The following is a 13760-nucleotide window of genomic DNA, read 5'->3' as shown; positions in this document are numbered from 1 at the left end:
AGTGGATCACAGCGGACGGGCGGGGGCGCCGGGGGGGGGGGCGGGTCGGCCGGATCGGGTCAGCCGGTGGGTGGGTCGGTCGGCCGGATCGGGTCAGCCGGTCGGGAAGTTGTCCGCCGACCTGATCCGGTCACGGACCCAGACGCCGGCGGGCTTCAGCGAACCGGTGCCGGTCCAGGGGCCGTTGTCTGCACAGGTGCCGCTGTTGAACACGGCGCCCGACCTGTTGTCGTCGGAGTAGTTCCAGTTCACCCAGCTGATCTTCTTGCTCGCCATCAGGTCGATGTAGCGCTGCGACATGGTGAAGTCGTTGGCGCCCTCACCGGCGTAGTCCTGGGTGCCGAACTCGGTGACGAACATGGGGACGCGGTCGGCCGCCCGGGACAGGGCGCTCAGGTACTCGTCCTTGTGCGAGGCCGCGTAGAAGTGGAACGTGTACATGATGTTGGAGGCGTTGACCGGGCTGTTCACGACCTCGCTCTCGTTCGAACCCTCGGAGACTCCGAGGGAGGACCAGGCACGGGTGCCGACGAGGACCGGGGTGCCGGCGTCGTAGCGCCGGATGACCGGGATGAGCTCCTCCGCGTAACTCTTGATCCTCGACCAGCTCACGCCGCTGGGCTCGTTGGCGATCTCGTACAGCACGTTGGTCTTGTCCTTGTGGCGCTGGGCGATCTCGGTGAAGAAGGTCTTCGCCCGCGAGAGGTTGTGGTGCGGGTCGCCGGGGCTGAGCATGTGCCAGTCGACGATCGCGTACATACCGCGCGCGGTGGCCTGCTCGATGATCGAGTGGACCTTGTCGGTGAAGCCGCGCGGGTCCGTCTCGTAGCCGCCCTCCTGGACGTACATCGAGATCCGCAGGACGTCAGCCTTCCAGTCCGTGGCCAGGGCGTCGAGCGAGCCGTTGGTGACGCACTGGCTGTACCACTGGAGGCCGTGGGTGCTCATCCCACGCAGCTGGATCGGGTTGCCGTACTGGTTGCAGAGCTTGGTGCCGCAGACCTTGAGCTGTCCGTTGACACCGGCCGGGGTACCGCCGGTGGTGGGGGTGGTCTCGACGGCGAGGTGGTCCACGTTCGGGCCGCCGTCGGATCCGACGGCGGTCGCCCTGATGGTGTTCGTCCCCGCCTTCAGGTCCGCGGTGACGGTGGTCGTGGACCAGGAGGTCCAGGCACCGGTGCCCGGGAAGGCACGGTCGTTGGCGGCGAGCGCGCCGTTGACGGTGATGTCCATCGGCCTGCCGGACGTGGTGCCGTTGGCGAAGCGCAGCTTGAGGCCGACCCGTCCCGCCTCGGCCACGTCGACCGTCCACTGGACATAACTGCCGGCGGTGTTGTCGTAGTTGACGAATCCGCTGCCGGTGAAGCCGGCGTGGTTGGACTCGACCAGACCACGCGAGACGGTCGCGTTCTCGGCCTCGTGGGTGACAGCGGCAACCGCTGCCGGGGCGGGGGCGGGCCGGTCGGGTGCGGGGGCCGCCGGGGCGGCGGGTGCGGTGGTGAGGGTGAGGAGCAGAGCGGCGCCGAGGGCGCCGATGCTGCCCAGGGGGCGTAGCCAGAACCGTGCCGGTCTCATGGGGGACTCCGTTGGCTGGGCGGATAGCCGGACAGGCCGAAGAATCGGCCGGGAAATGATTGGAAGGAAACTTTCCTAACCAGAGGGTTTAGCAGGGGCCCCGCACCCGCGACAAGGGGCATGACAAAACAAGGACCTCCACCCGCCGCTCGCCCGACAGAGACGGGCCGGACCGCGCACGCGGCCGTCCGCCGCTTCCAGCGTGCGGGCGCGAGCCGGTTCGGGCAGGTCAGCGAGGCCGAACGGAGGGCGGGCGCGCCGGCGACCCGGCCGCGGGTCCGACGGCATGCGTCGCCACGGGAGGGCGGTCGACGCATCCCGCCCCCGCCGTTCCACCTGTCGGGCGGCCCTTGCCCCGTGGTGGCGGTCCGTGTTGATCTGCTGACACATCTCGTAGGAAAGGCGGCCCCATGGCCCTGTTCGACCTGCCTCTGCCAGAGCTCCGCGCGTACCGCAGCGCCTCCTCGGAGCCGGAGGACTTCGACACGTTCTGGACGAAGACGCTCGAGGAGGCCCGCAGCCACGACCTCGACGCCCGCTTCGAGCGCGTACCGACCGGCCTGAGCACGGTGGACGTGCACGACGTGACCTTCGCCGGCTTCGGCGGCCACCCCGTGAAGGGCTGGCTGGTGCTCCCCGCCGGCGCAGACGAGCCACTGCCCCTGGTCGTCGAGTTCCTCGGTTACGGCGGTGGCCGCGGGCTGCCGCACACGCACCTGCTGTGGGCGTCGGCCGGGTTCGCGCACTTCGTGATGGACACCCGCGGCCAGGGCAGCGGCTGGTCGGCCGGCAGCACTCCGGACCCGGTGGGCAGTGCGCCGTCCTACCCCGGCTTCCTGACACGGGGCATCGAGGACCCGCACGAGTACTACTACCGCCGGGTGTTCACCGACGCGGTCCGCGCGATCGAGGCGGCACGTTCGCACCCGCTGACCGACGCCTCCCGCACCGCGGCCGTCGGCGCCAGCCAGGGCGGCGGGATCACCCTGGCCGCCGCCGGTCTCGTGCCCGACCTCGCGGCCGTCGCGCCCGACGTCCCGTTCCTGTGCGACTTCCCGCGGGCGACGACACTCACGGACCGCGAGCCGTACCGGGAGGTGGGCCACTACCTGAAGACCCATCGCGGCCGGAGCGAGCAGGCGGCGCGGACGCTGGCCTACTTCGACGGCGTGCACTTCGCGGCACGCGGCCGCGCGCCGGCCCTCTTCTCCGTGGCGATGGAGGACCAGACCTGCCCGCCGTCGACGGTCTTCGCCGCCTTCAACGCGTACGCCCACGAGGACAAGCAGATCGAGGTCTACGACTTCAACGACCACGAGGGCGGCGGTCCGTTCCAGGAGGCCGCCCGGCTGCGCTGGCTTCCGCAGCGGCTGACGACCTGACACCCGGGGCACGGACGCGGCCTTGACCGTGTCCGCAGGAGAGCCTACGTTTCCCGAGAAAGCGCTTACTGTCCCGGCTCGGCGGACCGCCGCCCGACCGAAGGAGACGAATGGTGAGCACGGCTGACCCTGCGGACACGGCTGCCGCCGCGTCGGCGGCCGCTGTCCCTCCCGCCGGTCCGGCCGCCGGCTACGGCGGGCTGCCCGGCGGCATCGGTGTCTCGCGACTGCGGGTCTACGACTGGCCGGCCGCGGACGGCCTGCGCGGCGGCACCCCGCACATCCATCTGACCTGCTCGGAGGGGTACGCCGTGACCGGCGGCCGCGGCGCGGTGCAGACCCTGACCGCCTCCGGCTTCCAGCAGACCGCCCTCGCGCCGGGCGCACTGGTCTGGTTCACACCGGGCACGATCCACCGGCTGGTCAACGAGGGCGGTCTGACCGTCGTGGTGCTCATGCAGAACTGCGGTCTCCCGGAGGCGGGTGACGCGGTGCTCACCCTTCCGCCGCGTCTGCTCGCCGACCCCGCCGCCTACCGCGCAGCCGTGGCCCTGCCGGAGGGCGGGACGGAGGAGGAGCTGGAGCGGGCGGCCCGCCGCCGTCGCGACCTCGCCGTCGAAGGATTCGCCGAGCTGCGCAGCGCGACGGAGGCGGGTGATCCCGAGCCGCTGGCCGCGTTCCACCGGGCCGCCGCGGCCCTGGTTCGGCCGCTCGTCGGCGCCTGGCGCGAGCGTTGGCGCGACGGTGCGGCCGCCGCGGCGTCGGCGACGGCCGCTCAGCTCGACGAGCTGGAGAAGGGCGGCGCGGACCATCTGGCACAGGCTCGGCTCCGGGCCGAACTGCCCTCCGCGCACGGACGTTTCGGCATGTGCGGGCGCCTCGACGTGTACGACATCGGCTGACGGGAGTCGTCCCGACGATGGCCACCTCGCGTCTCGCGGGACGGCCGCGCCGGGCTCAGGACTGTCCCGGTCTCAGGGACCGTACGGCCGTGACGGACCGCACCGCGATCAGCGGCGTCGCAGCCCCAGGACCGCACGGGCTCACCGGCTCGCGGCCGCCCTGTCCTCGCCGCCCGCACGACCATCCCGGCCCCACTCGCCCCACGGACCTCACGCCGGACCGAGTCCAAGGACCGCAGCGACCGCACCGTCATGTGGTGCTTCCCGCCGCTCCCGGGCGGGGCAGGCGGTGCAGCTCGACCTCCGACAGCCTGCCGCCCGACACCCGGGCGGTCATGTACGTGCAGTGCGGCTGGCGTCGGCGGTCGGTCGGCGAGCCCGGATTGAGCAGCCGCAGCCCGGCGGGGGCGGTCGTGTCCCACGGGATGTGGCTGTGCCCGAACACCAGCACATCGAGATCGGGAAAACGCTCGGCGCACCGCCGTTCGCGTCCCTGCGCGGAACCCGTCTCGTGGACGACGCCGATACGCAACCCACCGAGCTCCGCCAGCGCCACCTCCGGCAGACGGGCCCTCAGTTCGGGCCCGTCATTGTTCCCGTACACCGCGACAAGGCGCGCGGAGCACGACTCGAACAGGTCGAGGGTCGCCACGTCGACCCAGTCACCGGCGTGGATCACGACATCTGCCCGGCGGACGGACTCCAGAAGTTCCCCGGGCAGTCGCCGGGCGCGTTTCGGCACATGTGTGTCGGAGGTCAGCAGCAGCCGCATCCCCCCACCATGCGCCGCGCCGGGGCCGATCGCAGCCCCGGTTCCTACCGGCCCGTCCGGCGGATTCAGGATTTCCGGAAAGTCGTGTGCATACCCCTCCGCGAACGGGGCACGAGAAGCTCGAGCGCTCGCCCGGCCCACCCCCCCCTGGCCGCCGGCGAGGCGTCGCGGCCCCGCCCCCACCCCCCCCGGAGGCGGGGCCGCCTTCTGTCCCCCTCCGGCTGCCGCCCGACGGCCGGACGCGACGGTTCCGGCGATCCCGGCGCGGGTGAGCCCTGAAGGTAAACCGGAACCCGCCCGTGACTCGGCGTCCGACGCGGGTACCCGACATGGACAAGCTGCCGGCGACAGCCCCTTGACGAGGGTGTCGCCGGCGGCCCGCCACGACGGCCCCGGCCGGAAGGAAAGGTGAAACCAGTGACCGCTCCTGCGCAACCGCAGCGGGACGAAGGGAAGCCTGTGGGAGTAAGGGCGTACGAAGAGGCCGAAGCGGCGGAACGAGAGCTGCCCGGCCTTCTCTCGTCGCGGGAGGCCCCGCCCGGCTACCGGGACGGGGTGTCGGCGGGATACCGGTGGGCCCTGGGCCGGGACGCCCGTTCGCCCGTCACCGGAGCAGGCGCCCACGGCGTGCCGGACATGGAGCTGCTGACCGCGGAGATCGACGCCGCGGTGGTACGTGAGGACGAGGCCGCCGGCGATCCCGCCACGCGGGACTACGTGCGCGGCGTGCACTCCGCCCTCGCCTGGATCTGCGGTTACAGCGATCGCCGGGTGTGACGCGGCCACCGCCCCGCACGCGGTGCTCGCCCTGAGCGTCGCCCGGTGACGCCGTCGTCCCGTTGACGTGCGCGCTCCCGCGCCGCCTCACCTGCGCCGGCGGTGCCCGCCGGCACCTCGCACCCTGTGGTCCGTCCGGCGTCTCACACCCTCCGGCCTCTCACGCCTTCCGGCCCTCACGGCACGTCACACCTGCGCGGTGCGCGCGATCACCGGCAGCTCATGGGCCTGATGACCGCCGCTGGCGAGCATCCGCACCTCGCTCTGGCCGCTGACCTCGGCCCGCACGATGCCTGTCTCGTCCTCGTAGATCGGGTTGCCGCCCGGTCCTGTCTTGTCGGTGCGCCGCACTACGACCACGTCGTCCACGGCAGCCGCCTGGAAGATGAGCTCGTAGCTCTCCGGATATTCCATGACCGCCTCCCGGTCCCTGCACCGCGCGACCGGGAAACACGTGCCGGCCGCGTGGCACCCTCCTTCCATCGTCACTCCGGCAGGCGGCCCGCGCCTGTCCGGGCAGCGGCCGCCGCGGATACCCGTTTGGGCACCCGCACCGGGCCGTGGAAGGGTGAGCCCGTGACGAAGAACGCGGACACGGGCGCGGAGCGGCTGCTCTACGGATGCATGGGACTGGGCGGGACCTGGGACACGACGCCGTACGGCGCGGCGGACATCGCGTACGCCGAGGCGGCGGTCGAGGCGGCACTCGACAGCGGGATCACGGTGTTCGACCATGCCGACATCTACCGGCACGGCAAGGCCGAGGCGGTGTTCGGCGAGGTACTTTCGCGTGCTCCGGGGCTGCGCGAACGTATCGTCCTGCAGACGAAGTGCGGCATCCGTCTCGCGGACGGTGAACGGCCCGGCATGTACGACCTGCGGGGCGAGAGCATCGTCCGGCGCGTCGAGGAGAGTCTCGGGCGCCTGCGCACCGACGTCATCGACGTACTGCTGCTGCACCGGCCGGACCCGCTGGCCGACCCGGAGGACATCGCACAGGCGCTGGCGTCGCTGCACCGGCAGGGGCTCGTGCGCCGCTTCGGTGTCTCGAACATGAGCGGCCCGCAGATCTCGCTCCTCCAGAGCTTCCTCGGTCTGCCGCTGGCCGCGAACCAGCTCGAGATGAGCCTCCACCGCCGGGACTGGCTCGAAGGGGGCGTTCTCGTGAACACCCCTGAGGCGGCGTCGACCGGATTCCCGCTCGGGACGGTGGAGCACTGCCGCTCGAACGGAATTCGCCTGCAGGCGTGGGGCGCCTTGGCGCAGGGACGCTTCACCGGCCGCCAGGAGACCCCGGCGGAACAGGCGACGGCACGTCTCGTCACGTCACTCGCGGAGGCCAAGGGCACCTCGCCGGAGACGGTCCTGCTGTGGTGGCTCCAGCGGCATCCCTCGCGGATCGCGCCCGTCATCGGCAGTGCGCGGCCCGAACGCATCCGCGCGTGCGCCGACGCCGCGCGACGGGAACCGGAGCTCACCCACGAGGAGTGGTACGGACTCTGGGTCACCGCGCGCGGCGCCGCGCTGCCCTAGCGGGCCTCTCAGGGTCCCGCCGGGCCCGATCCGGAGCAAAGCGCCTGGATCCGGCCCGGGCCGGCCCGCCGGTGGGATCGGAGCCCCACAGGCATCCGTCGATCAGTGGCGGAAGACGTCCTTCGTCTTCTCCTTGGCCTGGCGGGCGTCGCCCTTGGCCTGCTCCGCCCGCCCTTCGGCTGTGAGCCTCTCGTTGCCCACGGCACGGCCCGCGGCTTCCTTGGCCTTGCCCTTGGCCTGTTCCATCTTGGCGCGGGTCTTCTTCTTCTCAGCCACGGAATTCACATCCCAGCTGTTCCGACGTCATGGCTGCCTGTCTGCTCTCCGATCAGGCCCGTCCCAAACATTTCGGTTCCGCGCCCGGGAAATACGGAAAGCGATTACCGGGATGTCTTTCGGGCAACACTTGGCGGCGGAAAAGAAGGGCGCTCGCGAATCCGCCGCCGTGGTGTGAGTCTGGAGTAATGAGCTGGGCGTCATGGACAACTCGCGATGTATACACGGGACGCGGCGGTGCCCTCACCGAGGAGACCGGAGTGATGACCGGGAACCTCACCGTCCACACCACATGGGCCGATGACACCGCACAGGTCGCCCTGCAGTTCACGGGTGCGACGGACTGGTTCACGATGGCCGGCAGTCCCACACCGTGCCCTTCCGAGGAAGCGAGCCGGGCCCTGCACGACGCGGTGGTCCAGGCCGTGCGTAACGGCGGGGGCGCCGTGGTTCCGGCATGGGCACCACAGGAGGGGAGGACGACCGGGCAGTGAGGGCAGTCGAGGGCGGTCGTCGAGGCACGTCTCCTTCGGCGCCGGAAGCCGCGCGAAGGATCCGAAAGAGTCGAAAAAGGCGCACCTGGCGCCCGCGACCGGTGTGCCGGGACAACACGACGGCATCTCTGCCGCCGCGGAGGGGCACAATCTTGCGGACCGGGCATCCTTGTGCGGACGCCCGGTGCTCAGGACGCCCGGTGCTCAGCAGGGACAGTCATTCGACCGCGATCGACGATCAGGAGGATTCACGTTGCAGGACATGTGGATCTACTCGCCCGGCATCGGCCACCGACCTGGGCGGGACCTGACCGGTTTCACCGTGGAGACGCCGGACGGGGTCCTCGGGCACGTCGACCGGCAGTCCGACGCCCCCGGCAGACAGCATCTGGTCGTCGACACCGGGGCATGGGTGTTCGGGCGGAGCGTTCTCGTGCCCGCGGGGTTCGTCCGGCGGATCAACGCGGAGCAGCGGACCGTCACCGTCGTCCCCACCAAGGAGCAGATCAAGAACGCACCGCCGTTCAGCAGGGACAGCGAGACGACGGACGCCGGCTATCTCGACGGTGTGGGCCGCTACTACGCCGGACTCGACCTCTCGGAACCGCCCGAGGTGTGACCGGCCCGCCCCCGGACGGGATCGCCGGGGCCGGAACGTGTGGGCGTGCCCGAGCGTTGGCAGGGTGACGCGGCCGCGACACGCGGCAGCGTGACGAACGACGCTCGACAGAAGCCGAGGTGGCACCAGTGGCAATGTGGGACCGGATCAAGGACCAGGCCAAGAATCTGCAGCAGGGCCAGGGCACCCGGAGCCCCGGCGGGCACGGCACGGGCTCACGGTCCTCGGGCGGCTCCCGCGCCCAGCTGGTGAACACGCTGAAGACTCAGCTCACCTCGCTGAAGACGGAGTTGAAGAGCGGGGCCTTCAGGGACGCCAGCATGGCGATGTGTGCCCTGGTCGCCGCCGCCGACGGGCATGTGGATCAGGCGGAGCGGCAGCACGTCGAGTCGCTGATCCTGGGCAACGACGTCCTCCAGAACTTCCCGGCGGACCAGCTGCGCCAGCGATTCAACAAGCACGCCGACCAGCTCTCCGCCAACTTCCTGCTGGGCAAGGCCCAGGTGATGCAGGAGGTCGCCAAGGCGGCCAAGAAGCCGACCGAGGCCAGGGCCGTGATCCAGACGGGCATCGTCATCGCCGGCGCGGACGGTTACGTCGAGCCGTCCGAGCTGGAGATCATCCGTGAGGCCTGTTCCGTACTGGGGCTCTCCCCCACGGAGTTCGGCATCTGAGCGGTACTCCTCCGCCGGCCGGGGCGGGTCCGTGGCCCCGGCCGCCCCGGTGGCCGGTCATGCCTGGGGATCGGCTCGGCAGGTCACGGAGACGGGATCGAAGGTGATCAGTGTCCGGGAGCCGTCCTCGGCCCACCGCACCTCGATGCCGTCGTCGTCCACGGTCACAGCGTCGACGGCATCGGCCACGGGAACGGTGTCCGGCTCGCCGGAGAGCACGGCCAGCGCCGCATGAACACCGGTGCCCCGTGCCGGGGCGGTGAGCCGCGGCATCACGGCCCACGGCGTGTACGCGGTCCCCTGCGGCGCGCGTACCTCGTCGCTCTCGAGCCAGCCGTGCAGCGGATGCAGCGCGGAGCGCAGCGCCTCGTCGGGGCCTGTCGCCCAGCCCGTCTGTTCGACGCGGGCGCCGGGCGGAGCGCCGGTCACGCGGTGCACGCGCAGCTCGAACCGGCCGCGGGCGACGGTGACGCTCTCCACCCGCAGGCCGGGCACCATGGGCGGCCCCGCGGGGAACACCGGCCGGTGCCAGGACGCGGCCCAGCCCCAGCCGTCGCCCCCGCCCGCGCCCAGCGGGTGGATGCGGCGGCGGACGCTGCGCACACCGCCGACGACGAGCCCGAGGTGGTTGTCGGCGGTGTTGGCGGTGGACGTCGGGCCGGTGCGGGTGGAGTACGCCTGACGACCGTAGTGCGGATCGTCGTCGGCGGCCGACTCGCCCTCCTGGGGACGCACATGGTCGCTGCCGTGGTTGTGCAGCCGGACGATTCCGTCGGCGCGGGTGCTCTGCACCAGCAGCCCCGGTGCCGGCAGCGCCAGCACCCGGTCAGGTCCCTCGCTCGGCGCCGCCTCTTCCGTGGCGGTCCACAGCGGGTGCCCGGCCGGGGCGAGCAGACAGACGAACGCCTTCGAACCCCAGTACGGGGACGCCGGGCCGGAGTAGTTCTGCAGCGTCTCCTCGTGCCGCCCGTGCCAGCCGAGGGCGAGCAGCCCGTCGCGGCCTACGGCGCCGCGGTCGAGGAAGTAGCGCAGCGCCCCGCTGATCAGCCTGCGGGAGGCACCCGGCGCCAGCGGCGTGCGGCCGGTGACGGCTCCGAGGCCCACCGCGGAGGCGGCGGCGAAGCGGTAGGTGAGCGAGCGCCCGAAGTGGACGGGCGCCCCGTCCGAGCCGAAGAGCAGCCCGTAGCTCTCCAGGTGTTCGTGCAGCCGCTGGGCGTACGGCTCTGCCGCGGCGCCGGCGAGATGGGAGTCGAGCACCGGATACAGGTGCAGCGCCCAGCCGTTGTAGTGGTCGAACGCCCGGCCGTCGCCGTCGGCGTACCATCCCTCGCCGCGGTACCAGCTCTCCAGCAGTTCGAGAGCGCGCTCGCGGGCGCGCGTGGTCTCGTCGTCGCCGCGGCCCACCGACTCCAGGAAGCCGGCCACGGTGTACGGGAAGAGATACCAGTTGTTGGGCGAGGGCACATGGCGGAGGGCGCCGCGAAGCCATTCCTCGGCCCGGTCCTGGACGTCCTCGTCGAGCCGGTCCCACAGCCAGGGCCGGGTCATCCGCAGTCCGAGGGCGACGGACGCGGATTCGACCATGGGCTGGCCCGCGACGTCGTGGCCGAGGATCACGGGCCAGGACTCGGTGTCGTCCCGGCCGGGGGTGCGGGTACCGGCGGCGATGCCTTCGGCGTACCGCTCCAGCCATCCGTGGGGGTCGTCGCCGCCCGCTCCCGCGACCCGGAAGGCCGCGGCGAGGAACGTGCGGGCGTATCCCTCGAGCCCGTCGGAGCGGACACCCGAGGCGGAGGGGCGTCCCGGCAGGTCCAGCAGAGCACCCTCCGGGGTCGACCACCGCCGGGCGGCCGTCAGCAGGCCGTCGGCCGCCGCCTCCCAGTGCTCACGGGTGTACCCGGTGTACGGACTCAGGGCCCGGTCGTCGCCGGGCAGTCGCAGGCTCATGCGAGACGGGCCAGCCTCTCACGCAGTACGGGGTGGGCGAATTCCTCGCCGCCGGCCCAGCGGGCGACCTCCGCGACGGCGAGCTCGGCGAGCCGCCCCCACTCGTTGCCCAGCGAACCGGCGATGTGCGGTGTGATCGTGACGTTGTCGCAGTCCCACAACGGGTGTTCGGGCGGCAGGACTTCGGGGTCGGTGACATCCAGCACGGCACGGATGCGGCCCTTGACGGCCGCCTCCGTGAGGGCGTCCTGGTCGACGATCGCTCCACGGGCCGTGTTGATCAGGACGGCGTCCGGCCGCATGGCGCCGATCAGCTCCCCGCTGACGAGACCGCGGGTGTCGGGCAGCAGCGGGGTGTGGACGCTGACCACGTCGCTGCGGGCGAACAGTTCGCCGATGCCCACGGCCTCGACGCCGAGCGCGCCGGCGTCGTCCTCGTCGACGTACGGATCGTGCAGCAGCACCTCGACGTCGTACGCGCGCAGCAGCTCGATCACCCGGCGCCCGATGAGCGAGGCGGACAGGATGCCGACCGTCCGGCCGTAGTTGCCGATGTCACGCGGGGTCCCGAGCAGCGCGGGGCGGCGGCGCTCCGCGCGCAGGGTGCGCACGCTCTCCAACGCGCGCTTGCCGCTGAGGAGGATCATGGCGACGGTGTACTCGGCGACCGGCAGGGCGTTGGCCACGGCCGCGCAGGACACCGCGATGCCGCGTTCCCAGCAGGCCTCCGTGATGTGGCCGCGTACGGATCCGGCCGTGTGGACGACGGCGCGCAGCCGGGGTGCGGCGTCGAGTGCCGCTCGGTCCAGCGGCGGGCAGCCCCAGCCGGTGATCAGGACCTCCGTGTCGCGGAGGACGTCACGCGCCCGTCGGGTGGAGAAGTCGTCGAGGACGGGTCCGGGGGCGAGATCGCAGACGTCGGCGAGGGCGGCCAGGGCGGTGGGGTCGAGCACGGCGGCTGCCGCGTCCGGTGCCATGGCGAGCGCGGCACGGGGTCGGGCGGAGCGGCCGGGGGCGGCACCGGTGGAGCGGGGCATCTCTCTCCTCGCGGGGTGGGCGGACGGGCCGCGGCTCTGCCCGTCCCACCGTGGGCCCGGACAGAAACCGCTTGCAGAGGAAGACAGCGGTGCGACTCGGGAGCACGGGACACCAGCATCCTGAGCGATTGTTCGATCAAGGTCAAGAGAACGATCAGAGGAAGCTCATACGGTCGAACGATCGGACCGGGGACCCTGGGCAGATCCGCGGATCTTCAACTCGGGGAGCAGCTCGGTCCGTTGAGGCGGGGCTCCCGGCCGGGTCAGCCGCTGCACGAGCAGTTCGGCGGCCACCCGCCCCACCGCGGCCTTCGGCGGTGCGACGGCGGTGAGCGGGGTACTGCCGAAGGCCGCCACGACGTCGTCATAGGCCACGACCGAGCAGTCCTGGGGCACGCGCACTGCGTGGTCGGCGAGTTGCTGCACCAGCATCAGGGCGTCGACGTCGCCGTGCAGCACGGCAGCCGTGAAGTCGCGCTCCCGCAGCAGGCGGGCGAGCCCGTCGCCGGAGACGGGGCCGCCCCGATCGCCTGCCCCTTGCCGTTCCGCCGGACCGGAGGCGTCGCCGGCCCCTTGCCGTTCCGCCGGGCCGGAAGCGTCGCCGGCCTCCGAGGCCGAGGCGCTCAGCACGACGGCCCAGTCCTCGACCTCCTCCCGGTCCCCGGCGATCCGGGCGAAGGCGGAACGCAGCGCCCGCGCCGTCGGGCTGTCGTCCCGCGCGGCCAGCATGATCCTGCGGTGCCCCAGCGAGACGAGGTGGTCGACCGCGAGATGCATCCCGTACCAGTGATCGGAACAGACGGAGTCCATGGCGTGCAGCACGCTCCCCCGGCGCGGCCTGCGCTCCATCAGCACCGTGGGCACGTCCAGGCCCGCGAGCCAGGAGTGGCCCGCCTCCTCCTCGGCCACCGTGCGCCAGCGCGGGGCGATCAGCAGTCCCCGCGCGCCGTCGGCCAACGCGCGCTCCACCAGGGGCCGTTCGGCCCCGGCGGCCTGGGGCGTGATGTGCAGGGCCACCCGTATCCCGGCGGCGTCGAGGACGGTACGGGCGCCGTGCATGGTCTCGTACAGATACGTGTGCCGCTCAGGGACGACGAGTGCCACCGCCGCACCGTCCACGGCGTCCGAGGTCGCGGACGCCGGCCCCTGCGCCTGCGCCTGCGCCGCGGACTCCAGCGAGCGGGCGACGCCGTGCCCGCGCCGCAGCTTGCCCGCCCTGGCGAGCTCCTCGACGTCCCGGCGGGCGGTCACGATCGAGACCTCCAGTTCGCCGGCGAGGTCGCTGACCCGTACCGACCCTCTCGACCGCACCACAGCGAGGATCCGCCGCCGCCGCACCTCGCTCGGCTCCCGCATGCCCCGTGGCCTCCCCTGACGAATCACCGCTGATCGTTCGACCGTTCGGCAGGAGAATACCGATCGCGGGCGTACGGGCACCGCGCCCGGCGGCGTCGCTGCTGCGGGGAGCGGAGTGTGGGCCGGCTGCGTCGCGGGTCAGCCCGTTGATTCGTCCGGTGCCGGCGTCCCCGACGGCCCGCCCTCGTCACCGGCTCCGCGCGGGCGGGCGCCTGCCTCGTCCATGTCGGGCACGTCTTCCCCCGTCTCCTGCGACTGCTCGCCCTCGGGGCCCCGGCCGGCGGCCCGGTCCGGCGACTCCTCCCCGGGAGACGTTTCCTCCTCCGCGCCGGCCTGCTGGTCGGGCATGTCACGCGGCAGCGGGGCGTCACTGTCCTCGAAGCCCTCCGGCCGGTATTCGTCGCTCATTCCGCCTC

Annotated in this window: 15 protein-coding genes; 7 read left to right on the top strand and 8 right to left on the bottom strand. The window is 72.3% G+C overall.

Going from position 1 to position 13760, the window contains the following annotated elements; all coding sequences use genetic code 11:
• Window positions 1-93: 93 nt before the first annotated feature.
• The gene (locus AB0K36_RS15470; RefSeq protein ID WP_364593651.1) at window positions 94-1575 is read right to left on the bottom strand and encodes a cellulase family glycosylhydrolase; all 1482 of its coding nucleotides are present in this window, start codon (window positions 1573-1575) and stop codon (window positions 94-96) included.
• A 410-nt stretch (window positions 1576-1985) separates the two neighbouring features.
• Here AB0K36_RS15470 and AB0K36_RS15465 point away from each other — a divergent pair, with 410 nt between their 5' ends.
• A complete protein-coding gene (locus AB0K36_RS15465; protein ID WP_364593648.1) occupies window positions 1986-2957 on the top strand; it encodes an acetylxylan esterase in 972 nt (323 codons plus the stop codon).
• Window positions 2958-3067: 110 nt separating this feature from the next.
• Window positions 3068-3859, top strand: a complete 792-nt coding sequence (locus tag AB0K36_RS15460; RefSeq protein WP_435877867.1) for a cupin domain-containing protein — start codon at window positions 3068-3070, stop codon at window positions 3857-3859.
• A gap of 250 nt (window positions 3860-4109) precedes the next feature.
• Here the strand turns inward: AB0K36_RS15460 and AB0K36_RS15455 are convergent, their stop codons facing one another.
• The gene (locus AB0K36_RS15455) at window positions 4110-4631 is read right to left on the bottom strand and encodes a metallophosphoesterase family protein (protein WP_364593645.1); all 522 of its coding nucleotides are present in this window, start codon (window positions 4629-4631) and stop codon (window positions 4110-4112) included.
• Between the two features lie 417 nt (window positions 4632-5048).
• Between AB0K36_RS15455 and AB0K36_RS15450 the strand changes: the two genes are divergently transcribed.
• Window positions 5049-5408 carry a hypothetical protein gene (locus AB0K36_RS15450; RefSeq protein WP_364593642.1) on the top strand — a complete coding sequence of 120 codons (360 nt, stop codon included), beginning with the start codon at window positions 5049-5051 and terminating at the stop codon, window positions 5406-5408.
• 186 nt (window positions 5409-5594) lie between these two features.
• Here the strand turns inward: AB0K36_RS15450 and AB0K36_RS15445 are convergent, their stop codons facing one another.
• Window positions 5595-5822, bottom strand: a complete 228-nt coding sequence (locus AB0K36_RS15445; protein ID WP_189472059.1) for a DUF6296 family protein — start codon at window positions 5820-5822, stop codon at window positions 5595-5597.
• Window positions 5823-5984: 162 nt separating this feature from the next.
• Here AB0K36_RS15445 and AB0K36_RS15440 point away from each other — a divergent pair, with 162 nt between their 5' ends.
• Entirely contained in the window at window positions 5985-6941 is a 957-nt protein-coding gene (locus AB0K36_RS15440; protein WP_364593639.1) for an aldo/keto reductase, read from the top strand.
• Between the two features lie 102 nt (window positions 6942-7043).
• Here the strand turns inward: AB0K36_RS15440 and AB0K36_RS15435 are convergent, their stop codons facing one another.
• Window positions 7044-7217: a CsbD family protein gene (locus AB0K36_RS15435; protein ID WP_189472057.1), complete on the bottom strand. Its 174-nt coding sequence runs from the start codon at window positions 7215-7217 to the stop codon at window positions 7044-7046.
• Between the two features lie 188 nt (window positions 7218-7405).
• On the opposite strand from AB0K36_RS15435, the gene AB0K36_RS15430 reads away from it, so the two are divergent.
• From AB0K36_RS15430 to AB0K36_RS15420, 3 genes are all read left to right on the top strand, one after another.
• Window positions 7406-7711: a hypothetical protein gene (locus AB0K36_RS15430; RefSeq protein ID WP_364593636.1), complete on the top strand. Its 306-nt coding sequence runs from the start codon at window positions 7406-7408 to the stop codon at window positions 7709-7711.
• A gap of 262 nt (window positions 7712-7973) precedes the next feature.
• A complete protein-coding gene (locus AB0K36_RS15425) occupies window positions 7974-8330 on the top strand; it encodes a PRC-barrel domain containing protein (RefSeq protein WP_189472055.1) in 357 nt (118 codons plus the stop codon).
• Window positions 8331-8458: 128 nt separating this feature from the next.
• The gene (locus AB0K36_RS15420; RefSeq protein WP_189472327.1) at window positions 8459-9004 is read left to right on the top strand and encodes a tellurite resistance TerB family protein; all 546 of its coding nucleotides are present in this window, start codon (window positions 8459-8461) and stop codon (window positions 9002-9004) included.
• Window positions 9005-9061: 57 nt separating this feature from the next.
• Here AB0K36_RS15420 and AB0K36_RS15415 read toward each other — a convergent pair whose 3' ends face one another.
• The 4 genes from AB0K36_RS15415 to AB0K36_RS15400 all read right to left on the bottom strand — a co-directional run bounded on the left by AB0K36_RS15415 (window position 9062) and on the right by AB0K36_RS15400 (window position 13752).
• Window positions 9062-10951 (bottom strand): DUF2264 domain-containing protein, encoded by a 1890-nt coding sequence (locus tag AB0K36_RS15415; protein WP_364593633.1) that lies wholly within the window; start codon window positions 10949-10951, stop codon window positions 9062-9064.
• On the bottom strand, window positions 10948-11988 hold the full coding sequence (locus tag AB0K36_RS15410; protein WP_364593630.1) for a hydroxyacid dehydrogenase: 1041 nt from the start codon (window positions 11986-11988) through the stop codon (window positions 10948-10950). The genes AB0K36_RS15415 and AB0K36_RS15410 overlap by 4 nt, the downstream gene beginning before the upstream one ends.
• 165 nt (window positions 11989-12153) lie before the next feature.
• Window positions 12154-13344 (bottom strand): substrate-binding domain-containing protein, encoded by a 1191-nt coding sequence (locus AB0K36_RS15405; RefSeq protein ID WP_364593627.1) that lies wholly within the window; start codon window positions 13342-13344, stop codon window positions 12154-12156.
• A gap of 138 nt (window positions 13345-13482) precedes the next feature.
• The gene (locus AB0K36_RS15400) at window positions 13483-13752 is read right to left on the bottom strand and encodes a hypothetical protein (protein ID WP_364593624.1); all 270 of its coding nucleotides are present in this window, start codon (window positions 13750-13752) and stop codon (window positions 13483-13485) included.
• Window positions 13753-13760: the final 8 nt, after the last annotated feature.

The sequence above is a fragment of the Streptomyces kurssanovii genome (assembly GCF_040677245.1).
GTDB classification, from domain to species: domain Bacteria; phylum Actinomycetota; class Actinomycetes; order Streptomycetales; family Streptomycetaceae; genus Streptomyces; species Streptomyces kurssanovii.
Note: the sequence above shows the minus strand (reverse complement) of the source record. Positions and strands in the feature narration are given on the sequence as shown.

Coding starts and splice junctions, on each gene's coding strand:
- AB0K36_RS15470 (WP_364593651.1), bottom strand. CDS start 1,575: ATGAGACCGGCACGGTTCTGGCTACGCCCCCTGGGCAGCATCGGCGCC.
- AB0K36_RS15465 (WP_364593648.1), top strand. CDS start 1,986: ATGGCCCTGTTCGACCTGCCTCTGCCAGAGCTCCGCGCGTACCGCAGC.
- AB0K36_RS15460 (WP_435877867.1), top strand. CDS start 3,068: ATGGTGAGCACGGCTGACCCTGCGGACACGGCTGCCGCCGCGTCGGCG.
- AB0K36_RS15455 (WP_364593645.1), bottom strand. CDS start 4,631: ATGCGGCTGCTGCTGACCTCCGACACACATGTGCCGAAACGCGCCCGG.
- AB0K36_RS15445 (WP_189472059.1), bottom strand. CDS start 5,822: ATGGAATATCCGGAGAGCTACGAGCTCATCTTCCAGGCGGCTGCCGTG.
- AB0K36_RS15430 (WP_364593636.1), top strand. CDS start 7,406: ATGAGCTGGGCGTCATGGACAACTCGCGATGTATACACGGGACGCGGC.
- AB0K36_RS15425 (WP_189472055.1), top strand. CDS start 7,974: ATGTGGATCTACTCGCCCGGCATCGGCCACCGACCTGGGCGGGACCTG.
- AB0K36_RS15415 (WP_364593633.1), bottom strand. CDS start 10,951: ATGAGCCTGCGACTGCCCGGCGACGACCGGGCCCTGAGTCCGTACACC.
- AB0K36_RS15410 (WP_364593630.1), bottom strand. CDS start 11,988: ATGCCCCGCTCCACCGGTGCCGCCCCCGGCCGCTCCGCCCGACCCCGT.
- AB0K36_RS15405 (WP_364593627.1), bottom strand. CDS start 13,344: ATGCGGGAGCCGAGCGAGGTGCGGCGGCGGCGGATCCTCGCTGTGGTG.
- AB0K36_RS15400 (WP_364593624.1), bottom strand. CDS start 13,752: ATGAGCGACGAATACCGGCCGGAGGGCTTCGAGGACAGTGACGCCCCG.